The sequence below is a fragment of the Anaeromyxobacter sp. SG64 genome, from assembly GCF_022690745.1.
Lineage (GTDB): Bacteria > Myxococcota > Myxococcia > Myxococcales > Anaeromyxobacteraceae > Anaeromyxobacter > Anaeromyxobacter soli.
Window position 1 is genome coordinate 94017 of the sequence record NZ_JALCZB010000001.1, and the last position, 25676, is coordinate 119692.

Below are 25676 nucleotides of genomic sequence, written 5' to 3' on the forward strand. Positions count from 1 at the left end.
TTCACGCGTGAGGAAACGTGCGAGCCATGCTGTCGCCGTCGCGAAACGCGAAGGGCAATCGATGAGAGTGAAGGCGCGCGCGCGCACTGCGCGCACCACGCCCGCCCACTCGGTCAGCGTCTGGGCTGACCTCGTCAGCAAGGCGCGGCCCTGCACCACGGGTGGGTCACGCGGGCCTCGGATTCGCGATATCGCACATCGAAAATCTGGCAGCCCGCGCGGGCGCACCGGGCGCGCAAGCGACCGATAATCGGTCCACTCGCCGCGGGCACGCCTGGTGCTGACGTGACCCGTCCGATCGCACGCCTCCGGGGATCCGCCCTGGCGCGATGTGGTCAGGAGGCGAGACCGCGGCACACGTCCCCACGCCGCGCCCGCCGCGTTCTCATCCGGACGCGGCGCGCGCGGCGCCCCTTTACGGCGCGGCGCGGCCTCCGCAGCGGAGGTCGGCGCCGCCGAGATCGGAGACGCAATGCAGATGAACCGGATTCTCAACTCGCTCGCCGTCGGCGCGCTCGTCGCAGGTTTGACGACCAGTGGATGCGATGGCGGTGGCAGCAGCTCCGCGCCCGCCGCAGACGCGCAGGTCACCGCGGCCGTCCGCGCGGCCGCGAAGGAGCTGTCACCCGGGGTCGCGCCCGAGCGGGCGGTGAAGACGTTCATGGACGTCCTGAACGAGCTGCGCACGATCCCGGCGCTCGCCCCGCTCTTCGAGAACTACCGGGTCCCGAGGCCCGTGGCGATCGAGGGTGACCACGGGAGCACCGGACTCGTGCCGCTGCTCAGCGTCATCAAGGTCACCCGCGACCGCGAGGGGAACGTGGCGGTCACCAACCGCGAGACGGGCGGGCTGATCTTCTCGGCACCTCTCACGGACCTCGCCTCCGGCGTGTTCCACGCGGAAAACCTTCCGGCGGCGGTGACGCCTCCGACGGCGTGCACGTATACCTACTCGGACTGGAGCGCCTGCCAGCCGGACGGGACGCAGACTCGGACGGTGATCTCCTCCGGCCCCGATGGCTGTACGGGTACGCCCGTCCTCACGCAGTCGTGCACGTACGGCCAGCCCCCGGTGACCTGCTCGAGCTTCACCTACTCGGACTGGGATGCGTGCCAGCCCGACGGGACGCAGACGCGCACGGTGTTGACGTCCTCGCCCGAGGGCTGCACCGGCGGTAGCCCGGAGCTCTCGCAGCCGTGCACCTACACCCCCCCGGCGACCTGCACGAGCTTCACTTACTCGGACTGGAGCGCCTGCCAGTCCGACGGGACGCAGACGCGCACGGTGCTGACGTCCTCGCCCGAGGATTGCACCGGCGGTAGCCCGGAGCTCTCGCAGGCCTGCACGTACACGCCGCCCGCCGTCGAGTGCGGCTCCTTCACCTACTCGGACTGGAGCGCCTGCCAGCCGGACGGCACGCAGACGCGGACCGTGCTCACCTCGTCGCCGGACGGCTGCACCGGCGGCACACCCATCGTCCAGCAGGCATGCACGTACACGCCCCCGATCGACGGCGCCGCGCTGTACGGCCAGTCCTGCGCCAGCTGCCACGGGCCGCTCGAGACGAGCAACCTGAAGGGCAAGGGCATCACCGTCCAGACGATCAAGGACAGGAACATGACGTTCGGCCTGACGGACGAGCAGCTGCAGGCGATCGTCAGCGTGATCGGTCCTTAATCAGCGGCGGAGCCGCGCGAGGCGGTCCGGGTCGCTCCACGAGCGGCCCGGATCGCCCGCGCCTTCCCGGCTCGACGAGCCTTCGTAAATCGGCATGGCCGGCAACGCCGCGAACCGTCGCTACGCGAGCCGCATGTCCGTGCCCGGCGTAGAAACAGACGCATGGGCGGACCGAGCCGGGAGTCATACCTCGCCGGGATGAATTGGTGCGCTCGCAGGACTGCGGGAGGTGTCGTGGACGACGGAGGGACGAGGACGCGTGACGCATTCCGTGGGTGCCTGCTCGGCGGCGCCGTCGGCGACGCGCTGGGCGCGCCGGTCGAGTTCATGAAGCTCGAGGAGATCCGAAACCGCTTCGGTAGCGCAGGCGTCACGGGGCTCGAGCCGGCGTACGGCCGGCGCGGAGCGATCACGGACGACACGCAGATGACCCTCTTCACGGCGGAGGCGCTCATCCGCGCCCTGCATCGCTTCGAAGGGCGCGGCATCGTGTCCATCTCGGACGTCGCACGCGGCGCGTACCTGCGCTGGCTGTCCACGCAAGGCGAGCCCGCGCGCACCTTCGGCGATCCCGGATGGCTCGTGGGCGTCCCCGAGCTGCACTCGCTCCGCGCGCCCGGGAACACCTGCATGGCGGCGCTCCGGAGCGGCGGCAGCGGTACGCCCGAGCATCCAATCAACGACAGCAAGGGCTGCGGCGGGGTGATGAGGGTCGCGCCCGTCGGCCTCGCTCGGGCGCATGATCCATTTCGTATTGGTTCCGAGGTCGCGGCCCTGACGCACGGACATCCCTCGGGCCACCTCGCGGCTGGGTGTCTCGCGCTCGTCGTGAGCGAGGTGAGCGACGGCGCGGAGCTGCGCGACGCGTGCCGTGGCGCGCTGGGTCGCCTGGAGAAGGAGCGCGGGCACGAGGAGACCACCGCGGCGGTCGAGGGCGCGCTCGAGCTCGCCGCGGAGGAGGACCCATCGCCGGAGGCGGTCGAGTCACTCGGCGCGGGTTGGGTCGCCGAGGAGGCGCTCGCGATCGGGCTCTACTGCGCGCTCGTCGCGAAGGACTTCGCGCACGGGGTGCTGCTCGCGGTGAATCACGGAGGCGACAGCGACAGCACCGGGTCGATCGCTGGCAACCTGCTCGGGCTCCTCGTCGGCGAGCGCGGCATCCCGGGACAGTGGCTCGAGGAGCTCGAGCTTCGCGACGTGATCACGACCATCGCCGACGATCTGTGGAGACACTTCGGCCCCGAAGCGCAGGGCGACTGCGTCGACGACCTCGACCGCTACCCGCCCAATTAGCCGCTCGAGCTCGATTACGCCGGAACATCAGGCGTACAGCCGCTGCAACGCCTCCACCCGCTCGCGCAGCTGGGCGACGACGTCGTCGGGCGCCTCGATGGTGGCCTTGCCGCCGTACCCGAGCACCACCCCGAGCAGGAAGTTCCCCGGCGTCACCTTCGTCGTCACGCTGACGCTGCCGTCGTCGCTCGCCCTCGCTCGCGTGCCGTAACGCTCGCGCGCGAGCTGCGCGGCGGTGTCGCGATAGCGGACGGTCACCTCGCGCTCGGCGCCCGACTGGAAGTAGAGGCTCTTCCCGTAGCGCGCCAGCGGCGGACCCTGGTGCTCGCCGAAGACGCGGGTGCCGAGCTCCACCGAGACGATCCGGTCGAGCCGGAAGAGGTGCTCCTCGCCCTTGGCGACGTGCCAGGCGGCGAGGTACCAGTGGCCCTCGCGGTGGAATACGAGCCGGGGCTCGACCACGCGCTTCGCCGCCACGCCGTCTCCGACGGAGCGGTACTCGATCGTCGTCTCCACGCGCTTGTCGATGGCCTCGCGCAGCGCGCCGGCCCACGGGCCGGGCGTGTCGAGCTGAAGGTCGAGGCCGGCGACGAGCCGGTCCGCCTCGGCGCGCAAGACCTCTGGGGTCGCCTTGCGGAGCTTGCGCGCGACCTCCTTCACCGAACGCCCGCCGTCCTTCTCGAACGGCGCCAGCGCGGCGAGCAGGACGGCACCCTCGGCTAGCGAGAAGGCGGTGGGCCTGCCGAAGCCGCTCGCATAGGTGACGTGAACCGCGCCGTCCTCCACGTACACGTCGATGACGTCCTCGGCCTCATCGGGAGCGGCCCAGAGCTCGGAGAGCGCCTCTACGTCGGCCACGACCTCCTTCTCGCTGCGCGCGCCGGTGAGCTCCACCGCCCGCGAGAGGGGAAGCCCCTTGCCGCTCCGCGCAGCCTTTGCCGCCGCAGGGAGCAGGAGGAGGAGGCGCCGGATGCGCCGCAGGTCGTAGGGGCGGGTCACGGCGCCCTCCGCGCGACGCTCGCGTGCACTGCGGAGAGGATCTCCCGGGCCATGGCTCTTCCTTCGTCCGGGGCGACGAGCTCGGCCTCGGGCCCCCACGCCAGGGCCTGCCGGACGAGGCCGCGGAGGTTCCGGACGTCGAGCCGGGCCACCCGCGCGCCGTCCTCGGCGGTGGAGACCCTCGCGGAGGGGAGGAGCTGGCGCGCGATGCGCGCGAGCGAGCCGCGGAGACGGACCGTCGCCTCTACTGGCGGGTGCACGTCGTAGTCCCAGATCTCCTGGCGCGACCAGCGGCGGATGTCGAAGTCGGGCGGGATGGCGTAATCGCCGTTCTTCACGTCCCGGGTGTTCAGCTTCAGTGCGCGCACGCGCGAGAGGTAGAAGATCCGGACGCCCTTCCGCAGGTGGCACCAGCCGACGAAGATCCACTCGCCGCGGCGGCGCGCCCAGCCGTAGACGTCCACCTCGCGCTCGACCACCTCGCCCGTAAACGGCCGCCAGTAGGAGAGGGCGATCCGCTTCCGCCGCTCCCAGGCGTCCACGAGCCTGTCGAGGGTCTGCTGCTTCACCGTCTCGCCCTGGACGACGAGGTCCTGGGCCGCGGACGCGCGCGGCGGCAGGCCTCGAGCGCCCACCACGAGCTTGCGGACCGCGCTCTCCAGCTCGTCGCGGAGGGGGTGGTTCGAGAAGCGGAGCGCGCCGACGGCTGCCGTCCAGACCGCCGCTGCTTCCTCCTGCGTGAGCTCGATGGGAGGCAGCGCGGAGGCGTGCGCGTCGATGGAGTAGCCGAGCTGGGTCTTGTATTTGACGTCGCTCACGTCCTGGATCTCGAGATTGAACCCGAGGTCGCGGAGCGCATCCTTGTCGCGGGAAAACTTCTTCTCGGCGCCGGCGGATTTTGGATCGCCGTAGTCGTCCGGGAACGCCTCGAAGATCTGGGCGCGGGTGACAGGTCCCGACTGCGAGAGGATCCAGGACGCGAGGCCGATGAGGCGTGCCTCGGTGCTGCTCGACTTCGCTCTGCGACGGGCGGTCGGCATGGGCGAGGCCGAGTGTATCTCACCGCACGCTCCGAGCGAGTCGGCGATGGCCGCCACGACGGCCGGCCGCGAGGTCCGCACGCGGTACCGCCAGCCGCGGCGCGAGTCGCGCTCGACCCGGGCAGTCGGCAACAGCGCCGGCACGACGCGGGCGAGGCGTCCATCGACGCGGAGCACGAGCTCGTGCGGAGGGCCGAGATCCGGGCCGAGCAGGTGTCGCGTCGAGAAGTCGAGCGCATCGAAGCCGGAGGGCGGGGGCCCCGCGCGTCGAGGCGTGACCTGTACGCGCCTGATTCGCGCGAGATCGAGGAGGCGCAGTGACTGGCGGTCCCGAGACCAGGTCGCGACGATCCACCTCGGCGGCTCGAACGCCAGGGCGACGACGTCCAGCGTCCGCTCGGACACCGATTGCTCGGTGTCCACGAAGCGGACCCGCACCGTCCGCGAGGCCACCGCCGCGCGGGCGAGCGCCCGGAGCGAACGTGCCGCTCGCGGATCGAGGCGCGCCACGGGTCACGCGTCCAGCTGGTCCGCCGAGCGGGCCGGCTCGGAGTACGCGCGTGCGGCGTTCAGGAGCGCGCCGATGGAGCGCTGGATGACGGGCAGCGTCGGGAGCCTCTCGAGGAACGCCTCCACGTGGAAGTGGACGCTGCGCTCCGCCGGATGGACCGTGACCTTCACGGCCTTGTAGTCCGCGTTGAGGTCGTTCGCGCGGCTCATCGCGCCCGCCATGTCGGCGACGCCATCTCCGAGGTCGTAGCCGAACGCGAGGTGGAAGAACGTCTCGTCGTCCTCGTCCACGAAGAGGAGGAAGCCGGTGCCCTCCGACTTGAACCTGATGACCGATTGGTTGTTCTCAGTCCGGACCGCCTTCGGTCGGTAGCCCTCCTCGGCGAGCAGATCGAGGTAGTGCTTCGCAACCGGCTTCACCATCGATTTCCTGGCCATGAATTCCCCCGATTCGAGACGAAGGAATCATCCATGCGCGACGGACATCTCCGCAGCGCCGATCAGCACGCCGCGCCCCGCGGAGGGGCAATTGCGAACGGCACGCCGGACGACGCGATCGCGGCGGCCTGCGCCTCGCACGTGGCGGCGAGCATCGCGTTGCCCATGGTCCGCGCGAGCGAGGCCTTGTGGAGCCACGCGTCGCGCGAGACGGGCGAGAGCAGCGTGACAGCGTCGAGCAGCGTCATCGCCTCGCCGCCTTGCCGGCGTGCGCGAGGTGGCTCGCCATGGCCAGATGCGACGGCACGTCGGCCTCGCCGGCGTCCTGGAGCAGCGCGTAGAGGCGTGGCGTGGAGGGATCGTCGGGCGTGCGCGCCGGGTCGGCGAGGGCAGCCCGCAGCCGGTTCGCGATGACGTCGAAGGAGTGCTGGCACGCCGGGTTCATCGGGTCGCCCTTCACCGCTTCGCAGGCCGCCTCGAACGCCGTCTCGGCCTCACCCAGGTTGTCCAGCGCCACTGCGAGCCCCCAGGCCAGGTAAGACGAGCGGACGCCGAGCTTCGCCGTCCGCGCCCGCAGCGCCGTGAATGCCTCCCGCGCGTCCGCCCATTGCTGATCGTCGAGCAGCCGCCCAGCGCGCTGGCTGTCCCAGACCGCGTCCCGGATCCTCAGGTCAGGAAAGGTCCTCATTCGTCGTCCTCCCAGGCGAAATCCTGCCAGAGGGACGGACACGTTCGACGCGCGGGGCAGCCGATCCGGAGAGCGCGGACCGTGCGTGTCCGTCCGCCTCCTAATGTCGCCGGGCATGAAGACCACCGCCCAGCTCACGTACGAGAAGGTCCGCTTCGACGAGGCGAAGGACGTCCACCTCGTCGTCTCCCTCGCTGCGCCGCACCTCGACGCGGCGGCACCCCGTCCGCCGGTCTGCGTGATCCCGGTGCTCGACGTCTCGGGGTCCATGGCCGGCGAGAAGCTCCACTTCGCGAAGCAGTCCGTGATGAAGCTCGTGGACCACCTCGCGCCCGGCGATTTCTGCGGGGTGGTGGTGTTCTCGACCGAGGTCGAGACGCTCGCCCCGCCCGCCGAGATGACCCAGGCGCACAAGGACGAGCTGAAGGCGCTCGTCGGCCGGCTCGCGCCGCGCCACAACACGAACCTGGGCGGCGGCATGCTCGGCGGGCTCGACCACGCCAGGGTGACGAAGCTGCCCGAGGGAATGCTCGTCCGCGTCATCCTCTTCACGGATGGGCTCGCGAACGAGGGGCCGGCGAAGTCGCACGAGGCGCTCATGCGGCTCCTCGAGGAGAACCTCGGCGGCGCGACGCTGTCGGCGTTCGGCTATGGCGACGACGCCGACCAGGAGCTGCTCCGCGACCTGTCGACGAAGGGGAAGGGGAACTACGCCTACGTTCAGGGCCCGGAGGACGCGCTCACCGCCTTCGCGCGCGAGCTCGGCGGGCTCCTCTCGACCTACGCGCAGGCGATCGAGGTGCGCGTGACGCCGGCCGATGGCGTCGCGCTCACGGACGTGGTGAGCGACGTGGACGCGCGCGAGGAGGGCGGGAGCGTCGTGCTCCGCGTCCCGGACCTGCTTGCGGACGAGGTTCGGAACCTCGTGCTCGGCGTGCGGCTCGCGCCGCGGGCCGTCGCAATCGACGCACCGGTCGCCGTGGCCGACGTGGAAGTCTCATTGGAGCGGCTCGACGCCGGCCGCCCGGTGAGGGAGCGCTCCATCGCGCACGCGAACGTGCGGTTCGTCGGTCGGGCGGATGCGCAGGCCGCTCCGACCCCGAGCGTGGACGAGGTGGTCGCGGTCGCGCAGCTCGTCCGGGCGCAGATCGAGGCAGAGGAGGCTGCGGGGCGGGGCGAGTTCGCGCACGCGCACCAGGTGATGGTGCTGTTCCAGGAGGCGGTGGCCTCCCGCGGCCACGGCGCGGTCGCGGCCGCAGCCGGAAAGGTCGCGGACCGTGTCGGTGACGCCGGCGCTTTCCACGGCAGCCGCGCGTACCGCGCCAGCATCCGGAGGGGCGGGACGCGGAACGTGACGACGCTCTTTCAGGGAGAGGCGTTCGACGACCTGCGCTCGATGGGCCAGGGGAAGACGACCGCGGCGCAGGACCGAATGGCGGACTCGTTCGGCGCGAGGCACGCGCCGCCGAAGCGCAGCTCGGCCGCGAGCACGGGCCGCCGGCTCGAGCGGAGGCGGTCGAAGCGCTGGTGAAGTGATGTGGTGGGGGGGAACCGTGCAGCCCGGCGCGTCGCGGGGGGCGGCGCGCCGGGCTCCGGTGTCTCGCGAAGACGGCCTAGCGGCGCAGCGTCCACGCGCGCGTATCCGCCGGCGGCTCCACGCTGCACGCCGAGGGCGCGAGCGGCTTACAGCGCTACCTGCGCCATCTCTCCGCGAATAGGTAGGTGGACGAACGCCGCCCTCAACGGCTTCTTGAGGGCGTCCGCGAGCACGCGCGCGTACCAGCCGAGCTGCGGCGCGTACTCCTCCACGAGCCTTCGGTCCCGCTCCCGCTCGCTCCCAGGGAACGACTTGTGGTCCACCAGCACGAATCCATCGGGCAGCTCGAGGAACAGGTCCACGTCCCCGACGACGAGGCGCGGCGTGACACCGCCGAGCCGGGCGCGGACGGGCCACTCGCGATACCAGGTGGCGCCGGGGTAGCGCGCGTCGAGCCAGGTGTGGAGGGCGTCCGAGGCGGAGAGGAGCGTATCGGGCGCCACGGCCCCGACCACCCGGAACGCCTTCAGGATGCGCGTCGCCATGGTGAGGCGCGCCTCCTGGGCTCCGCCCTGGTCGGCGGCGAGGAACGCGTGGATCGCGTCGCCCGCCGGTCCCGCCTGCTCCGGGGACGCGGCGAGGGCGTGCCGGCCCCCGAGCCGCTCCACCTGGACGACTCGCGGCGTTCCCGCGAGCGGCTCCGCGGACGGATTGAGCCGCTCGCGCGGGCGCTCCGCGCGCAGCGCCGGCGCGTACCACCTGACGGCGCTGCGCGCAGGCGCGGGCGTGGCGGGCGGCAGGCCCGATGGCGTCCGCAAGCGGCAGCACCACTCCTGCTGACCGACGGCGATCTTCGCGGCCTCTCCTGTGTCCTCGAACGGCGTCGCGAGGAGCGGCTCGCTGTTCGCGCCGATGAGCAGGTCGAGCGCCGCCGTGGCCGCACCGCTCTTCTCGGTGCAGCGCGCCACGAGGACAAGCAGGTCGCGCGGGCGCGTGAAGCCGACGTAGAGGAGCCGCAGCCGCTCGCGCCGATCCGCCTCCGTCGCGCGTCTCGCCTCGGCGGTCTCGAGGGCGCGGTCGAGCAGCGCGAGCCCCTTGCTCATCTTTCCGTACGGCCAGGGCCAGTACCGGACCCAGCGGCCCTCGAGCGGGCGCGCGAAGTCGAACCGCGGCGCGGGCTCGACGGCGACCTCGAACACGCCGCGCTCCCGGCTGAAGTCGAGGTGCGACAGCACCACGACGGGCCACTCGAGCCCCTTCGCCTTGTGCCAGGTGAGGACGGTGACGGCGTCGTCGGAGCTCGCCGCGGCCTGCTTGCCTGCGTCGTCTTCGGCGTCGAGCGCCGCGAGGTGGGCAACGAGGCCGAGCATGGTCGCCGCGCTGCGCTGCGCCTCACACAGCTGCTCGTACGCGGCGGCCTCGGCGCGGAGCGCCTCGAGGTTCGCGACACGCTGGGCCGGCTCGGGCCAGGAGCGGACGAGCTCGGCGACGCCCGCAGTGCGGAGCGCGAGGTCCAGGGCCTGCGCGGGCGAGAGCCGCTCGGCGGCGGCGACTGCATTGCGCAGCCCCACGACGCGATCGTCGTCCTCGAAGGCGAGGGGCGCCGGGGGCCGGCGCTCCCCCTTCCTCTCGGCGGTGTCGACGGCGGCGCGCCAGCTCGCGATCTCGAGGAGCCGGCGCGAGAGCCAGCCGTCCGGGTCGGACGACGCGGCGCCGCCCAGCCAGGCGACCTGGAGCGCGGCGACGCCGTCGCGCGGATCCGCGAGGAGCGCGAGTGCCGCGCGGGCGAGGACGCCCTCGGGGGTGAGCGTCACGCCCGCGAGCGAAACCTTGGCCGGAATGCCGCGGGCACGGAGCGCGGCGGCGATCTGCTGGCACCGGAGGTTCGAGCGGGCGAGGATCGCGACGTCGCGGTAGGACGCCGGGCGGACCGCCTCCACCTCGGCGGTCCCGCGCTCGCGGACGAGCGGCGGGCTGGCCAGGAGGTCGGCCACCCCGGCGCCGAGGGCGTCCGGCTCGGACGCCTTCACGTTCTTCCCGTTCCGCTCGACCTTCTCGGGCGTCCAGCGCCAGCACTCGAACGAGCCCTGCTCGCGGAGCTTCGGATGGTCGGGCTTCGCGGCGACGATCCGGACCTGGTCGTCGGGAAACCCGTGGGGCGCGAGGGCGCGGGCGAACAGCTCCGAGGTCATCGCGACGAGGTCGGGGCGCGAGCGCCACGACGACGCGAGGATGTCGGGCGTGCGGCCGCCGAGGGCCGCCTCGGTCGCCGCGGTCATCAGCTCGGGGTCGGTACCCTGGAACGCGAAGATCGCCTGCTTCCGGTCGCCGACCCAGATCGACCGGCGAGCGAGCCGGGCGAGGGCGCTCACGACGGCGAGCTGGAGTGGAGACGTGTCCTGGAACTCGTCCACGAGGACGAGGTCGAGGCGGTCACGAAGCGCCTCCAGGACCGCTGGCCGCTCCAGCACCTCTCGGGCGCGCGCGAGCATGTCCCCGAAGTCCACGACGCCCGCGGCGGCCTTCTCGGAGACGAACGTCCCCAGCGTCTCCCCCGCGAGCGCGAAGAGCTGGGCCTGCATCTCGAGGACATCGTCGTGGAACCCGGCGCTGGCGTGGTGCTCGTACGCGAGGTCGACGTACTCGCCGGACCAGGTCCGGAGCTTCTTCTTGTCCACCTGCTGCGCGAGCTGGAATTGGCTCTTCCATGGAGGCATGAGGCCGCGATCGAGGTCGGCGACCAGCCGTCGAGCGGCGGCGGCGCGCTTCTTCGACTCCGCCTCGCCCGTCTCGCGGGCGAGCTCCTCGAGCTTCGCGTGGAGCGGCGGCAGCGTCCGATTCAGCTTCTCGAGATATATCGCGCCATCGAGGGTGGGCTTCCCGAGCAGCGCCTCGAGGCCCGCGCGACTCGCCGCCGCCGAGCGCTCCAGGGCCGCGCGCTCCATGCCGTTCGCGCGGGCCGCGTCCACGATCTTCAGGAGGATCTCCTTCCAGTCCTCGATCTCGAGCCGCCGCGCGAGCTCGTTGAGCGGGCCCTCCCGTCCGGCGAGCACGGACGCCAGTGCGACGTCGAACAGCCGCTGGCGCTCGGGCTCCGGGATCGGCTCGAGCCAGGGAGAGAGCCCCGCCTCGAGGGCGAACTCGCGCAGAAGCCGCTGGCAGACCGAGTGGATCGTCCCGATGTAGCCGTCGCGGATCCGGGCGGCGAGCTCGGGCCGCCCGGCCTTCATCAGCGACTCGCGGATCCGGCTCTCCAGCTCGCTCGCGGCCTTCACGGTGTAGGTGATGGCGACGACGCCCTCGGGGCGAGCCGTTCCCTCGAGGAGCGCCTTGGTGAGGTCGCCGGTCAGGCGGTGGGTCTTCCCCGTCCCGGCGCTCGCGCTGATGACGTCGATCTTCACGGCGTGGCCTCCTCGTCCTTCGGCGGGGGCGGCACGCACACCGGCTTGTAGTCGCAGTAGCGGCACGGCGGCGGGCGTCGCGCCAAGGAGTCCTCATCTGGCGGCGGCCCCGCGGCGGCGCCGACCGCCGCCGCCCAGTCCAGCCCCTCCCGCATCGACGGAACGAGCCCCGCCGCGAGCACCTTCTGCCAGTAGCGGAAGCCGTCCTCCGAACCCTTCAGCGTCGCCTCCGTCCCCGGGCCATCCACGATTGTCGCGCCCGGGAAGGCCTTCGCGTCCGTCGTGAGGAGCTGCCCGTCCTCGAGGACGAAGAAGCCAGCCGCGGGAAGCTTCCTGCCGCGCTTCCCGAGGAGCGACGCGTAGAGCGCAATCTGGAGCGCCTGACCTTGCTCGAGCTCCTCCTGGCGGTAGCGGAGCCCCGAGAGCTTGAGGTCCAGGATCGCCTCGACCCCGTCCCTCTCGACGACGAGGTCGACGAAGCCGGAGGCGGGGAGGCCCGCGAAGATGCCGTTCACCTCGCGCTCCGCATCCACCGGCCTCCACCCGGTGCGCTTCAGGAACTCGAGGAGCGACGCGGCGGCCGTGGCGATGAGGGTGCGTGCGCGGTCGAGCTCGACCTCGCCACCGCGCCGGACGAGCCGGGCCGCCTCGAGACCCACCCGCGCGTCGAACGCCTTCCGGGCCCAGGCGCGTGCGTCCTCGGCGGTCGCCGCGGCGAAGTCGAGCTTCTCATCCCCGCACAGCATGTCCTGCAGCACGCGGTGCGCGAAGTCGCCGAGGAGCCGGTTGCCGTCCGGGAGGTTCACGCCCTCGCCAGGCTTGAGCTGGGCTTGGTACCGGAGCGCCCACTTGAAAGGGCATCCCAGGAACGCCTCGAGGGAGGTGGACGACAGCGTCCCGGTCGGCACGAGGGTCTGAGGCGGGACCTTCCAGGCCGGGCGCTGCGTCATGATGCTCGCCGGGGCGACCTCGACGGTAGCTGCCCTCCAGCTCGCGTCCCCGGCTCCGGCGAGGACGTGCTCGGACGCGACGGTGCACCGGCGCAGTGCGCCGTCTGCGACACGAGACGACAGTTCGTCGAGGAACGGGTGCGCGCCGGCCAGGTCGGCCCCCGCGAGCCGCCAGCGGACGAGGATCGCGCGCTCGCGCGCGCCGAGGATCGGGCGGCGCCAGCCCTCGGCCTCGAGCGCGCGCTGCTCGCCCGGATCCGGGAGGGCGACCCCGGCGCGCCGGAGCGTTTCGCGCTCCACCCCGGTCCACGGGTCCGGCGCAGGCCCGAGGTCCGCGTCGGGGACAAACCCCCACCACACGGTTTCGGCGCAGGGCGCGGTCACGCCTGCAGGGTGGGGCACCATCGCCGGCCGACCGCTCTCGCCACCGAAGTCGGCAACCTCCGAGCCGCTTCCCACCGCGAGTCCGTGGAGCTGCATGAGCGACTGCTGCGACAGCCGTTCGCCGGGCGGGCGGGCCACGAGGAGCTGCTCCAGCGTCCGTGCGACGGCGGCGGCGTGGCTCCAGAGCGTAGAGTCGTCGACGGTGTCGGAGCCGGGCTCCGCGTTGCCGCGGTCGAGCGCGCCCCGCACGCGGCCACCCGCCCAGGCCGCGACGCTCGAGCAGAGGGCCGCCGCGGCGGGCGCCGGAATGCCGGCGACCGGGCAGTGAAGCTCGCCGCCGAACCAGTCGTCGATCCGCTCGCGGAGCGCAGCGCCGGCGGCGTCCGCCACGGACGCGTCCTTCCGCTCCGCGGCGGCCCGCGCCGTCTCCGCCGCGACCGCTTTCTCGACCGCGTGGCGCCACGCCGGCGAGCCGACCCCGGGCATCTGGCCGAGCGCCTCGAGCAGCGCGCGCTGGGCGTGGCGCGGGAGCGGGCCGCCCGGCAGCAGCAGCAGCTCGGCGGCACGGAAGGGATCCTGGGGCGCGAAGGCGAGGGCGAGCCGGAGCGGGAGCACCTGGAGGTGCGGCCGCAGGTGAGAAGCGCTCGGGACGCCAAGCGTGGGGAGGCCCTGCCGCGCCAGCGCCGCATCGAGGGTGGCGGGCTGGGTGGGCACGACGAAGGTGGCCTGCTGCAGCGCCCGCGTCCGGGCGAGCGCCGCGGTCAGCTCGGCGGCCTCGAGCGGCGTATCGGCCTCGAGGAGGAGGAAGGTGCCGTCGCCCTGGAGCGCGGGCCGCTCCGAGCGCCCATCGAGCAGGGCGCGCTGCACGGTTCCGAGGTCGGTGTCGGCCGGCGCCCGCGCGAGGGCCGCGCCCGCGTCCACGACCGTCGCCCCCGCGCCCTCGAGCGCGTCGAGGAGCCGCCGGAACAGTGGCGGGAAGGCGCGGCGCGACGCGCAGAGCTCGATCCGGACCGGGAACGGGAGCTTGCCGTCGGCGACGACGCCGGTGGTCAGGTCCGCGATGACGTCCGGCAGGCCCGCCGGAAGTGGCGGCCCGAGCTGCTCGAGCGCCGCGAGATCGGCGAGCCGCGCGCTCCCGTCGAGCGCACCGCCGTCCCAGCCGAAGAGTCGGAGGGCGTCGCGCAGGCCGAGCAGGTAGCGGGCGACCCCGAACGGATCCTGCCTGCGGGACGATGAGTAGGATCGGGAGCCGCTGTCGTCGTGCGCGTCGAGCCGGAGGCCGTAGGAGGCGAGCCGCTCCGGCGCGGTCGCGATCTCCGCCGGGACTCCGACGATGCGCCCGAGCCGGCGCACGAGGCCGAGTGGGCCGACCGGCTCGAACCCGGCGCGCGCCTCGCCTTCGGCGAGAAGGTGACGCCAGGCTGTGCCGCCGTCATGGGCGGAGAGGAGCAGGGTCAGCATGCGTGAGGTCCCCGTGCGGCGGAGTGGACATCATACGGGAGGCACGGACGCGCGCGCGACCCACCGCTCCTCGAGCCGCTTCGCGTCCTGTGTGCCCGTCATGCATGATGACCCTCTTGAGCGTGAGGGGCGGCCTTGCGCGCTTTCCGCCGACCAGGCTCGCCGGCTGCGGGAGGAAAGCCTCGTGCGCTTCAACGTCTTCGCCGCCCTGCCCGCTACCGCTCCGCCCGTTTGCGTACGCCTCGACCGGCGGGTCGTTCTCGGCGCCTAGGGACTGCCGGCGGCCCAGCGCGGGCGGGCGGCCGTCTCGTGCGCAACACCGCGCTCACATCGCGGCCCTGGCAGTCGCTCAGCACCTGCCCGGTGTGGCCTCTCGTTGACTGGCGGGTCCCCCAAGAGGATTTGAACCTCTCGCTTTCGGATACGTTGAATTACGCCCGCTAAATGGAAGGCGGGCAATCTACACAATCGTGATTATGTGCACCGGAGTTCTCGCGCGGGTGAATGCGAGGGAACTCCGGTGCACGGGTGTGTTTGGACGCGCGGTGGACGCGAAGCGGAGTCGGCATGGTCGGGGCCTTGCGTTCGCGCGGCGTGAAGCAACTGCGCCAACGTCACTCCACATCCCGCCCCGTCAAGAGCTGCTCCAGACGATCGCTCTCTCCCGCCACCGTCCGCAGGTACAGCTGGAACTCCGTCGGCGTCACGCCCGCCTTCGGAACCCAGGCCTCCCCCACCATCCGACCCCGGCGGTCGATCCTGAACCCGACCAGCCGCGACGACCGGTTCCGCTTCCACGCGAACAGGGCAGGGTCCGACATCCGCGCGACCGCCGCCGGATGCGCGACGACTGCGACGAGCCGAAACGACTCCCCCTCTTCGACGATGGATACCCGGTGACTCCGCTCGCCGAGCGCCACGTTCGCGACCCCATTCGCCACGTTCACGTCCTCCGCGCGCGCAAGCTTCGTCCAATCAGCGGTCACGCGCGCCCTCCTTCGCGAGATCGGCACGGAACGTCTCGAGCCTCTCATCCCGGCCCGGGAGCAGCTCCAGCTCCAACAGGTCCGCTCGTTCGACGACCCGGCGCACGAGCTCGGACACCCGCTGTGCGTCATGAGCGCCATCCTCCGGGAGGAGCACGTCGTCCTCGACTGTTAGGGTGTAGCTCGTCTCGTCCTCCGACACGACGGCGCCGACCCGCAAGCGGTGGTACGCAACGAGATCCTGCACGCGCCCGAGCGCGTCGTCCAGTGACACATGTCCCACGGGGCTGACGCAGCGGACGACCCCGCGATCTCGCACCGACTGTAGCAGCAGCGTGAACGGCTGGACGCGAGTCGCGAGTTGCGCGGTTCCCATCAGCACTCCGCGGCTCACCGTGGGTTCCCAGGCGACGGCGACGGCCGGGAGCAGGTCGCGGAGCGAGTCGAACCGCCGCTCCAGCGCCGCCGCCCCTTCCTCGTCGATATCGAGAACGCTGCGGTGCCCGCGCAGGTGGTGCGGCTCGACCCGGAACGCGCTCTGGAGCTTCTGTCTGATCTGCTCGACAGGCCGGCGACTGCGCACGAGTTCCCGCCCGGTGTCGATGGCACGTTCCTCTCGCCCCGCGTTCGTCAATCCCTCGTGCATGAGCCGCATGAATGCGTTCATTCGCTCGAGGACGCGCCGCACCTGGAGGACCTCTACGGTGTCCTCGAGGTGCGGGAAGTAGACCTGGAGCTTCTCGTCGTCGTTGATAGCGGAGACGGCCGAGAGCCGCCGGTCCGTCTGGGACCGCACGCGATCTATCCGTCCGATCCGCTGCTCCATCGACGACGGAGTCCACGAGATGCCGTAGTGGTGGACGGACGAGCAGAAGGTGTGGAGGTCCTCGCCCTCCTGGAGCAGGTCCGTCGTGACCAGCACGAGCGGGTACCCCGGCATCCGGAACTGGCTCACGAGCGTCTTGTTCACCTGGCCCGACATCCCGCCCACAGGCTGCTGCTGCCGGAGCAGCGCGCCGAAGAGCTTCGCGGTCGCCTGGAGCGGGCTCGTGCGCGCGTCGGGCGCGTTCGTGTCGAGCACGAGACCGAAGTTCTCGGACGTGGCCGAGAGCTCGTGGAACGCTCCGAAGGCCGCCGCGCCGGGTAGGGTGGTCCGCTGCCGATCGAGGAGATCCAGGTACACGGTGATCCGGTCCAGGTCGGCCGAACCGCCCTCGTCGTCCCGATCCTGCACGCGCGCGTCCAGGCTTCCGACGCGCTGGATCGCGAGGACGTACAAGTCGATGAACGCGTGGCCGAGACGGGCGGCGGACGCAAGGAGCTGGGCCCGCAGCTGCTCCTCGCGGAACGCATCCCTCCACTCGGACAGGCGAGACGACGGCCAGAGCCGCTCGCGGAGCTCGGGTCGCGCGCGCAGCTCGGTGAAGAAGGTGGGCGTCTCGAGGGTGTCGCCGAGTTCCGGCGCGAGGTCGGCGTGCCGCGTCCACGCTGAAGTCTCGAACCGCTCGTGCCACACGATCCGCGCGCGCTCCCGCAGCTCGCCGTCCGCCGCGTCCTTCAGCCACTCGACGGCCGCGGCCTGGATGGCCTCGAAACGATCGCCCCGCTCCACTCTCTTCGCGCGCGAGAGGAATCGCGTCGATCGCGCCCGCAGCTCGGTCGCGAGCCGCTCGGGCGTGATCTTCAGCGCGCCGGCGAGCCGCGACGCGACCTCACCGGGGCGGCAGTGGAGCAGCGCGGCGACGTGGTTGTCCTCGAAGAACGTCGAGTAGGCCGACGTCTTCTGGATGAAGCGGCGCTGGATGTTCGCTCCGCTGACCACCCCGGACGGTCCCTTCCCCCGGAAGAACCAGGCGAAGAACGTGTCCTGACCGCCCTCGTCGTGCGTCTCCGGCGCGTCCGGATCCTCGACGTCGCTCTTAGTGGACTCCGCTGCACGCCCGATCGAGTCGAGCCTCTCGCGCCGGTACCGCTCGACGATCGACTCGAACCGAGGGAGCGCGTCGGGCGGCAGCTCGCGCCGGAGCCGCTCCAGGACCCACGCGTCGTAGCGCTCGTCGAGCTTGCGCTTCAGCTCCGTCACGGACGCGACGCGCCGGACGAAAACCAGCGCCTTCTCCCCGGTCGTCCACGCGGACGCGAGGCGATCCACGAGCGCGTCCATCTTCGGGTGCGGGAGCTCGCGCCCGAAGCGCTTCCGGTGGTCCCGGGCGATTCGGTTCACGTCGGCAACGTCGATGCCTTCGCGCTCGAGCGCATCCTCGGTCTGGTCGGTATCGTCGAAGTTGGCCCGCTCGTCGTCCGCTCGCTTCACGCGCGTGGTCTCGAGGAAGCTCTCGAACGAGGCGAGCATCCCGACCTGGTAGCTCGACCCGAAGCGCTCGTTCCCGAGGATCTCCGCCACCTTCTTCTGCACGAGCGCCAGGACGAGGCGCTGCCGATCGTCCTGGACGCGGATCGGGTCATCGTGGACCGCCACGCCGCCGCGGCGCCACTCGCGGCGGTAGAGGTTCTTCGTGAGCTCCTCGGCGCCGACCTGGATGGACGTCACGCGCCGTACGAGGAATTGGCGAGCGCACTCCTTCTTCTCCTCCTCGCCCGCCGAGGGATCCCGGAGCACTTCGTACCCCTTCCCCAGCCCGAACACGTGCAGCTGGTTCCAGAGGTGCTCGTACGTCTCCTCGACCGGCGTCGCGGACAGGAAGAGCACGCGCTGCGCGCGGCGCCGGTACTCCGGGAAGAGCGCCGGGTCCGCCTTCCCGCCCGGGTGGCCGAACGTGAGCCCCAGCACGCGGTTGCGGAACGCAACGTTGTCCTTGAAGCCGTGCTTCAGGTTGTGCGCCTCGTCCACGATGACGAGGTCGAACGTTGGCAGCCCGCAGCAGAGCGCCCGGGCGAAATTGTCCTTGAACTCGGACTTGCGGAGGTCGAACACCTCGTCGCGCAGCCACGGCAGGTGCGCGCGCAGGTCGCCCCGGAGCCGCCAGGCCGCATCCGAGCTGGCGCGCTCGCCCTCTCCCGCGAGCGGCAGGCTGAAGCTGGTGAGCCGGAGGAAGAAGTCCCGGTCCGGATCGATCGCCACCTCCCGGACGAAGCCGATCAGGTTCTCGCACGTCACGAGCGGACGGGCGGGGCGCCCGTCCACCGCCTTCACCCGCAGATCGGGATACCGGACGTTGTTCGCGACGAAGTTGCGCAGCTCCTTCGTCCACTTCTGCTGGATGTTCTCCCGCGGTGCGATGACGAGCACGCGAAAGCCCGGGTTGAAGTGGCGGAACAGCGCGAGCGCGCCGAGGGCGACGTACGTCTTCCCCATCCCGACCTCGTCGGCGAGGTAGGCGACGCGCCGCTGCTCGAGCACGTTGTGGAGGGCGACCGCGCCTTCGAGCTGCTCGCGAGCGCGCTGGCCCGGACCGATCTTCGCGGAGAAGTCGAGGAGCGCCTCCGCGGCGGATATGTCGATCACGACTCGACCTCCTCCGCCGGTTTCGCGCGGGCGAGGAACCACTCGTCGAACCAGGGGAGGAACTCACCCATCTCCTTCGGAGACTTTGCCTCGAGCCGCGCTCTCACCTCGCCCACGCGCTGGAGCAATTCGTCGAGCGCCGCGACGTGGGGCCGGTGCGCGCGCCAGAATTCGGGGAACTCGCGCGCGACGGTGCGGCGGAGCTGCTCCGCGCAGAGCAGCAGCACGTATCGATCCACATCGTCGAGCTCGACGTCCGTGGCCAGCAATCGATCGAGGAGGGTTCCGAGGGAGTCGTACTTGCGGCCGAAGAGCAGGTACTCGGCCTGCCGTTCGTTGCGGGCCCCGAGCGCGTCGCGAATCGAGCGCTCGACGCGCGCGAAGCCGTGGAAGAATCCCGCGAAGCGGTCGAAGAGGGTGTCCTCGGCGGCCTCGAGCCGCGCCTGCGCGACGAGCGCCGACCCGTCCTGCGAGAGCGCGAGGGTCGGCGCCCGCGCCTCGATGAACGCGGCCCGCTGCTCGGGCGTGAGCAGCGACCAGTAGCGCAGGATGTCGGCGATCGAGAGCCGGAGGAGCAGCGACGGCTTCGAGCCCATCGCCTCCTCCTGGACGAGGAGGATGCCCGGGCTCGGGCCCTCGCCGTGGATGGTGACGAACGACGAGTCCTGCACGGCGGCGCCGATGGCGCGGGCCAGGTCCGGCGCGCACGGCTTCCATGCACGCGGCGGCCACGGACCGAGCTCGCCCAGGGGCATGCCGCGGGATTCGAGCCGGAGCGTTGGCGACGCGGCGTCCCCGTCCCAGAACGCTTCCGCCGCCCCGGAATCCCAGAAATACCGGACCTGCAGGCGCGTCCCGGACGTCGCGCCGCCCTCGTCCGCGCGCTCGTCCCTCGGCGCAAACTCGCGCGGCGGGCGGGTCTCGGGCTCCAGCCACGACTCGGGGCGCCGTTCGGGCTCGACCTCGACCAGGAACGCCGATTCGACGTTGCCGCCTCGCTGGTGCGCCGCGCGGGTGAGATTGACGGAGCCGACGAGCAGCAGCTCGCTCTTCGGGCTCTGGGTGAAGAACCGGTAAACCTTCGCGTGGACGTACCGGGGCTCCGCGTCGTCGCTCCGGCCCTGGCGCAGCCAGGTCTCTTTCGGGAGCCGCGCCCACGTCGCGCCGAGGGCGTCGACCGCTGCGTACAGCTTCTCGTTGCAAAGGGCCGCACCGGCCTTCGAGCGCGGCAGGAACACGCGGATCTCCTTAGGCTCGAACCGTCGCTTCAGCTCCTCGAGCGGCGCGCAGGAATCCGCGTTGTCGAAGAACGGCGAGATGACGTCGAGGTAGGCCCCCCGGAGCTTTCCGCCCGCGGTGGCATCGAGGAAATCCGCGAGCGACTCGTGGCCCCCGTAGAAGTGGGGGTGGAGCCTGTCGCCGACCGTCCGGTGCTTCCGCGCGCCGGTGGCGCGCAGGAATTCGATGGTGTCCTGGGCGGCCCGATGCGTCTCGTGCCCCTTCGCCCACCGGCGGAGGCGGTTCAGGAACCAGGCCAGCTCGTGCTTCGAGCGCGTCGCGTCGTCCTCGGCGATCTCCTCGAAGTGGCCGACCTCCACGTTCGACCACCAGCCGGACTTGGTGAGGTTCGCGGAGAGCGTCCCGACGAGGAGAGATTGCGCCACGCGTCGGCCCTCGTCGGGCTCGGACTCGACGAGCAGGAACAGGTTCTTCGGATGGAAGACGCCGGTCGAGAGTCGGACCGGGACCCGCCGCACGTCGAGCCGGGGCGGGCCGAAGTCGCTCGAGGTGACGAGCCCTTCCGCGTCGTAGTAGACGGCGACCTCGCCGCGGAACGTCCGGAGCGCGTCCTCGAGCTGGACGAGCCGGACCGCCGCGGCGTGGCTCACGGGGACGCCGAGGACGACCGGGAGCACGTGCTGCTCGAAGAACCCCGGGTCGAGCTGGTACGTGGTGAAGATGGCGGAGACCACGCGCCGACCTGCGAGCCGCTCCTCGAGGTGCTCCGAGAGGACCGCACGAGGGATGTCGCTCACGCATCCTCCCGGAGCGTCTGCTCGAACGTGCGCAGCGCGTCGAGGAAATAGGGGAAGCGCCAGAGGTCCTTCAGCTCCGACGGGCTCGGGAGATCCTGCTCGTCCTCGTGGAAGCGGACGTCGAGCTTGCCGCCGACCTTCTCGATCCACGCCGAGCCGCCCCGGTCCTGCATCACCGCCCGGTTCTGCTGGAGGACGAGCTCGATCGCGGCGAGGTGGTCGCCGGGCGCGAGCGCCTCCGCGATCGCGACCCACCGGTCGGCAGACCCATCCAGCGCGGCCCCGAGCTCGTCGCGGATCGCGCGCACGGCGTCCAGGTCGATGGGCGCGCCGTGCTTCCAAACCTTCGCGGTGCGCGCCGCGACCTCAGCGAGCGGCTGACGGTCGCAGCCCTGGACGTACCCGAAGAGCGCCGCCGCGGGCGCAACCACCGACTCGCATGCGCGGATACGGTCCAGCCGATGCGCGAGCGGGTGCCAGGCGTCGCCCTTGCGCCGCGCCTCGTCAGCGATGACGCGAAGCCAGCGCGGGGACCAGGCGAACTCCGCGTCCCCGAGCGTCGGTCCGAGCAGCGACACGAGCTGCCGCTGCCGGCCGCCGGTCGCGTCCTCGGGGCCGCCGAAGAGGAGGTGCTCGCGGTAGAAGGCGCGCTCCTCGGCGCGGATCTTCGGCTTGATGAGGCGCGCGACCGCCTCGAGCAGCTTCCGGTCGCGGCCGTCGGGGTCGAGGCGCGGAGAGCTCTCGCCGAGCAGGTCGACGATCCGGTCGCCGCGCCGGAACCCGCTCTCAGTGAGCATCGGCAGGTAGTAGGACTCGACGAACTCGAGCGCGGCCGGGCTGAGCCGCGGCGGGTCACCGTGGAGCAGCCCCGAGGCGCGCGCCGGCACTGTGTAGAGGCCCCAGAGCCCGTAGTTCTTCTGGTCGCCGAGGATCGCCCACGCCGCGTCGGCGGAGAGCGCCACCTTCCCGCCATCCGAGAGCCGCTTCTGGACGCGCTCCGTGCCGCGGAACGAGAGGTCCTTGTTCACCGCCGCTCGCGCGTAGGAGGCGAGCTGCTCCCATTTGAGGAACGCGTGGAGGGTGTACTCGCGCGAGCCGGTATCCGCGAGCCGCTCGGCGAAGTGGTACCCGAGCAGCAGGACGGTGAAGTCGCGGACCGAATTGGTGACGGTCGTGAGGTTCCCGACGATGTGGCGGCCGAACCGCGTCCAGATGGTCTGGATCCCGAGCGGATCGCGCGAGCCCCTGACCGCGGCGCGCGAGTCGAGATCGGTCAGGAAAGGTATGGTCAGCATGTTCCCCCAAGTGCGTCCTCCGCTTTATCACCGGAGCGGACACGGGAGGCGATCGGGGCGGGCGAGCGGTGTCGCGGGAACGTGGGATGGCTCGGACGACACGGGATGCACGCTCAGTACGCCGCGCCAGGTTCCGGCGTCGATGAACCGTTCGGTCCAGAGTGGGAACTACAAATTCACGAAAAATATCGCGACGGCCTAACGCAGCGGTTGCGTGAGCAATTCGAGTCCGAAGTACGACCCTCCTGCGCTGAGTTCCTCGTAAAGCGTCTCGGCTCGTCGTGAGGTGCGCGATCGTTCGGCGCGGCGGTGAACCGATGCATCCGCGCGTGGCAGCTGGCCCGATGCGATTACGTCTAACGTCGACGTCTCAAGACCGACGCTCAGTCGAAGACCGTGGACCTGCAAATCACCAGCACTACCAAGCGGCCGGGGGAACGAAATATCGCGATGGTTGATCACGAGGTCATGATCGAGCGCGGTGATGCGAGCAAACTGATCTATCGTGCGCCTGAAGACCCGAGCACTTTCCAACGACCACTCCGCCACCGCGTAGGCGCGCGAGACAGTCGCAGCTCCCATCAGGTGAAGAGTGGATGCCATTTCCGCGGCCCACGAAACGCGCTCAGCATCTCCTTCTTCAAGAGTGATCTTTGTGGCGTCAGGCGCGTCTTCGTGGGGATCCGCAATGCAGCACAGGGCCTGGCCACCGTTGTGCTGGGGGATATACAGGCCCGCTACGAGCGCTTCGCCCCGATACTTCTTGGGAAGCACGGAAACATTTCTCTTCTGGGGGATGCCGTCATTCATGGCTGCCCAGAGTCGCTCACGACGTTGCGTTCCCTTGCACTCGATTACGTGCACTCGGCCCGCGGAATCGAGTCCGAGAAAGTCAGGGGACTTCGCCGGACCACGCTTTCCAGCAGCGCCAAGCTGGACGTGGGCAGGCGCTACCGTGGCGAGGCGATCTACGAAGTAGGTAGTTGGACAGATGAACGCCAAGTCGAGGGCGTCAGTCAGGATGGTGCAAGGTAGCCCCATTCCGAAATCATCGCTTAAAATAGTCTTCTGGTGGGGGTCAATGTCTGACCACTCATCTCGAAGAATTAGCTCCGAGCCGTCTGCGATTGCCGGGAAGTACCTCAGCCACGCCCAATATGAGCTAAGGTCGAAGCCAAAACCGCCCAGCGGTGCCGTACACCGCGCGATCTGGACGAGTACGCGAAGAATATCGACCTTGTACGCAGCAGACGCGACGCCTAGAAGTGAGGGTGGCGGAGTGCCGGCCCCCCACGACTTCGCGTCGACGTCGACCCGCAATGTCTTCATGCCCCATACATTTGGGGCTGGCTTCGGTGATGGCATTGGTCTCACCGCAATGGGACGTGCTCTAGCGCGTTGATCGGAAGGACGCCGTGATCTTCCGTCTCGTGCGCGGTCTCCATCGTCTCGGCGCCGGTGACCGCAACACCGATGACTTCGTTCCGGCGGTTGAGGACGGGTCCGCCGCTAGCGCCGCGGACTATCGGAGCGCTGACGAGAATTCGGCGGATGCCGCTCACCTGGCGAAAGCCGGCCACGCGACCAGGGTGGACCTGAACCGTGTCGCCAAGCCGGAAGTTCGGAAAGCCCCAAACCGTAAGCTCGTCCCCGGTTTGCAGCGCGCTTGCGGTGCCCGCGCGTAACCCGTCGTCGGAGAAGTCCGCGTCGCGGAGACGAAGCACTGCCAGGTCCACAACAGAATGCCGTCCAACGATATCGATGTTGAACTTGGTGCCGGGCGCGTCCGGTCTAAAGGCGCGGATGTGATCGCACACAACGTGATCGCACGAAACCAATCCATTTCCGCGAAGGTAGAACGCCGTTCCTTGCCTAAGGCAGATGTCGCATTCCAGGACCCACACGGCTCGGGCGATTAACGCTTCAACTGTGGGAGCGGTAGGAGCTTCTTCGAAGTGCTCATCGGAGAGCGTGCAGTATTCCCGTAGTAGCTTTCTGTAGAGCGGGTCGTATCGCCCACGAATCATTCTTAAGAAATCGAGCTTGCCCTTCACGACGCGCCGAAACCGTGGAGTTGCGCGTTCGGGCGCTCGGTGCCGCCACCCGTATTTTGCTATGAACTCGGCTTCGGCAGCTTCAAGTCCGAACTTGCGCCACGCATGCAGCATCGCGCGTACTTGACGAACAAACGTTCGGTGAACGTTTGGATCTCTGTTGACGATTAGCCCGGTAACCTCTTGGCGTTCAGAGGGCCGCTGCAGCCGAACCTTGCTGGGGTTGGGTCTGAACCCATTCTGATGCACCACTCTTGAGAGCTCGGGTCCGACCCGCGCGCTCGTGCCCGTTCCAGGTGAGTAAGTTGCTAGCGCCTCCGGGAAAGTATGTGAGTGGCACGAGAAGCTCAGGTCGTCGGCGTATCGCGTGTACGTGCATCTGTGCCGGATGGCGAGTCTTTGCAGCTCGCCGTCAAGCCGTGCGCAAATCATGTTTGCGACGATGGGGGATGTGGGGGCTCCTTGAGGCAAACGGTTTAGGTGGCAGCACAGCTGCGCGATAACTGTCGCTGCTCCCTCGCCAAGATTGTATGGCCGGGCCATGAACATCCCGCGCACGCGGCCGAAGTTGATGGAGCCGAAGAAGTCTTCAAGATCGACGTTGAGAACGTAGCTTCGGCCCGAGTGGCATCGTGCATTCGTAAGAATGCTGCGCGCCGGCAAGAAGCCGTGCGCCGAGGGTCGTGGACGGTACACCGCCTGAAGAACTACATTCAGCTTACGCTGGAGGAGCTTTAAAGCCGTCGCCGGGGCAAGTATCTGCCGGGAACCGCCCGTACTCTTTGGAACGGTGAAGGTCTCGTACCTGATGCTTACGGGAGACTTGCACGCGTGGTAATGCAGCACCGAGTAGGGCACTTCGAGCAGGCGCGCGACGTCTCTGGCCGTTCGACAAGCGAAGAACCTGCGGCGCAGCTCGTCAGCGCTGGACTGGGACAGCCGAACCTGCATTCCTGGTGCAGATACGAGTCGCCACATACGCACGGTGGAGGGAAGAAGGACGCGCCTCTGCCAGAATTCTGCCTATTGGAAACTCCGACCCGGCACTGGCTATTACGACCCCGGCACCGAGACCTACGGGCACACCATCAGAGGAACTGTCGCAGGATCAACGACAGACATCAATTGAGGCGAGGCGCGTCCCGCAAAGCGTACGGGCAGTGCTCACGGCTTGTCAAGGGCGCTGTGCACCGCGCGGGGCACAAAGGACACAGGGCATTTCGGTCCAAGAGCATCTGCGCTGGCGCGGCCGCTGACCCTGCACGAGCAGCCGTGCCCGCCAGACCGGTCGGCGAACCGGTCGCGGCGACACGACTGCCAAGGACGTGGCTGTGGGCGGATGCCGCGACCATGTTCTACTTGCCGGCGGCGCACCGGCAGGGGCTCGATGCGTTGGAGCGCGACCGGCCGCCTCGCGGCGCGTACTTCTCGCCGTTATGTCCGGAGTGGGAGCAAGGTGG

The 25676-nt window shown here is 70.3% G+C and carries 16 protein-coding genes; 3 read left to right on the forward strand and 13 right to left on the reverse strand.

Annotated elements, in window-relative coordinates:
* Positions 1-478 precede the first annotated feature (478 nt).
* On the forward strand, positions 479-1678 hold the full coding sequence (locus MNZ29_RS00395; RefSeq protein WP_242352108.1) for a cytochrome c: 1200 nt from the start codon (positions 479-481) through the stop codon (positions 1676-1678).
* Between the two features lie 234 nt (positions 1679-1912).
* Complete coding sequence (locus MNZ29_RS00400; RefSeq protein WP_242352110.1) at positions 1913-2971, forward strand: ADP-ribosylglycohydrolase family protein; 1059 nt, start codon at positions 1913-1915, stop codon at positions 2969-2971.
* Positions 2972-2998: 27 nt separating this feature from the next.
* Here MNZ29_RS00400 and MNZ29_RS00405 read toward each other — a convergent pair whose 3' ends face one another.
* The 5 genes from MNZ29_RS00405 to MNZ29_RS00425 all read right to left on the reverse strand — a co-directional run bounded on the left by MNZ29_RS00405 (position 2999) and on the right by MNZ29_RS00425 (position 6646).
* The gene (locus MNZ29_RS00405; RefSeq protein ID WP_242352112.1) at positions 2999-3970 is read right to left on the reverse strand and encodes a YafY family protein; all 972 of its coding nucleotides are present in this window, start codon (positions 3968-3970) and stop codon (positions 2999-3001) included.
* Positions 3967-5520, reverse strand: a complete 1554-nt coding sequence (locus tag MNZ29_RS00410; protein ID WP_242352114.1) for a YafY family protein — start codon at positions 5518-5520, stop codon at positions 3967-3969. The genes MNZ29_RS00405 and MNZ29_RS00410 overlap by 4 nt, the downstream gene beginning before the upstream one ends.
* 3 nt (positions 5521-5523) lie before the next feature.
* A complete protein-coding gene (locus MNZ29_RS00415; RefSeq protein ID WP_242352116.1) occupies positions 5524-5958 on the reverse strand; it encodes a YbjN domain-containing protein in 435 nt (144 codons plus the stop codon).
* 62 nt (positions 5959-6020) lie between these two features.
* Entirely contained in the window at positions 6021-6206 is a 186-nt protein-coding gene (locus MNZ29_RS00420; protein WP_242352118.1) for a hypothetical protein, read from the reverse strand.
* The gene (locus MNZ29_RS00425; protein WP_242352120.1) at positions 6203-6646 is read right to left on the reverse strand and encodes a hypothetical protein; all 444 of its coding nucleotides are present in this window, start codon (positions 6644-6646) and stop codon (positions 6203-6205) included. The genes MNZ29_RS00420 and MNZ29_RS00425 overlap by 4 nt, the downstream gene beginning before the upstream one ends.
* Positions 6647-6761: 115 nt before the next feature.
* Here MNZ29_RS00425 and MNZ29_RS00430 point away from each other — a divergent pair, with 115 nt between their 5' ends.
* On the forward strand, positions 6762-8177 hold the full coding sequence (locus MNZ29_RS00430; protein ID WP_242352122.1) for a VWA domain-containing protein: 1416 nt from the start codon (positions 6762-6764) through the stop codon (positions 8175-8177).
* Between the two features lie 152 nt (positions 8178-8329).
* On the opposite strand, the gene MNZ29_RS00435 is transcribed toward MNZ29_RS00430, so the two are convergent.
* The 8 genes from MNZ29_RS00435 to MNZ29_RS00470 all read right to left on the reverse strand — a co-directional run bounded on the left by MNZ29_RS00435 (position 8330) and on the right by MNZ29_RS00470 (position 25167).
* Positions 8330-11584 carry a UvrD-helicase domain-containing protein gene (locus MNZ29_RS00435; protein ID WP_242352124.1) on the reverse strand — a complete coding sequence of 1085 codons (3255 nt, stop codon included), beginning with the start codon at positions 11582-11584 and terminating at the stop codon, positions 8330-8332.
* Entirely contained in the window at positions 11581-14379 is a 2799-nt protein-coding gene (locus MNZ29_RS00440) for a PD-(D/E)XK nuclease family protein (protein ID WP_242352126.1), read from the reverse strand. Before MNZ29_RS00440 ends, MNZ29_RS00435 begins: the two co-directional genes overlap by 4 nt.
* A gap of 614 nt (positions 14380-14993) precedes the next feature.
* The gene (locus MNZ29_RS00445) at positions 14994-15365 is read right to left on the reverse strand and encodes a YbjN domain-containing protein (RefSeq protein WP_242352128.1); all 372 of its coding nucleotides are present in this window, start codon (positions 15363-15365) and stop codon (positions 14994-14996) included.
* Positions 15355-18831 carry a DEAD/DEAH box helicase family protein gene (locus MNZ29_RS00450; protein WP_242352130.1) on the reverse strand — a complete coding sequence of 1159 codons (3477 nt, stop codon included), beginning with the start codon at positions 18829-18831 and terminating at the stop codon, positions 15355-15357. Before MNZ29_RS00450 ends, MNZ29_RS00445 begins: the two co-directional genes overlap by 11 nt.
* Entirely contained in the window at positions 18828-20867 is a 2040-nt protein-coding gene (locus tag MNZ29_RS00455; protein ID WP_242352132.1) for a hypothetical protein, read from the reverse strand. Before MNZ29_RS00455 ends, MNZ29_RS00450 begins: the two co-directional genes overlap by 4 nt.
* The gene (locus MNZ29_RS00460; protein WP_242352134.1) at positions 20864-22162 is read right to left on the reverse strand and encodes a hypothetical protein; all 1299 of its coding nucleotides are present in this window, start codon (positions 22160-22162) and stop codon (positions 20864-20866) included. The genes MNZ29_RS00455 and MNZ29_RS00460 overlap by 4 nt, the downstream gene beginning before the upstream one ends.
* Before the next feature lie 198 nt (positions 22163-22360).
* Complete coding sequence (locus MNZ29_RS00465) at positions 22361-22936, reverse strand: hypothetical protein (protein ID WP_242352136.1); 576 nt, start codon at positions 22934-22936, stop codon at positions 22361-22363.
* Between the two features lie 596 nt (positions 22937-23532).
* The gene (locus MNZ29_RS00470) at positions 23533-25167 is read right to left on the reverse strand and encodes a trypsin-like peptidase domain-containing protein (RefSeq protein ID WP_242352138.1); all 1635 of its coding nucleotides are present in this window, start codon (positions 25165-25167) and stop codon (positions 23533-23535) included.
* Between the last annotated feature and the right edge of the window lie 509 nt (positions 25168-25676).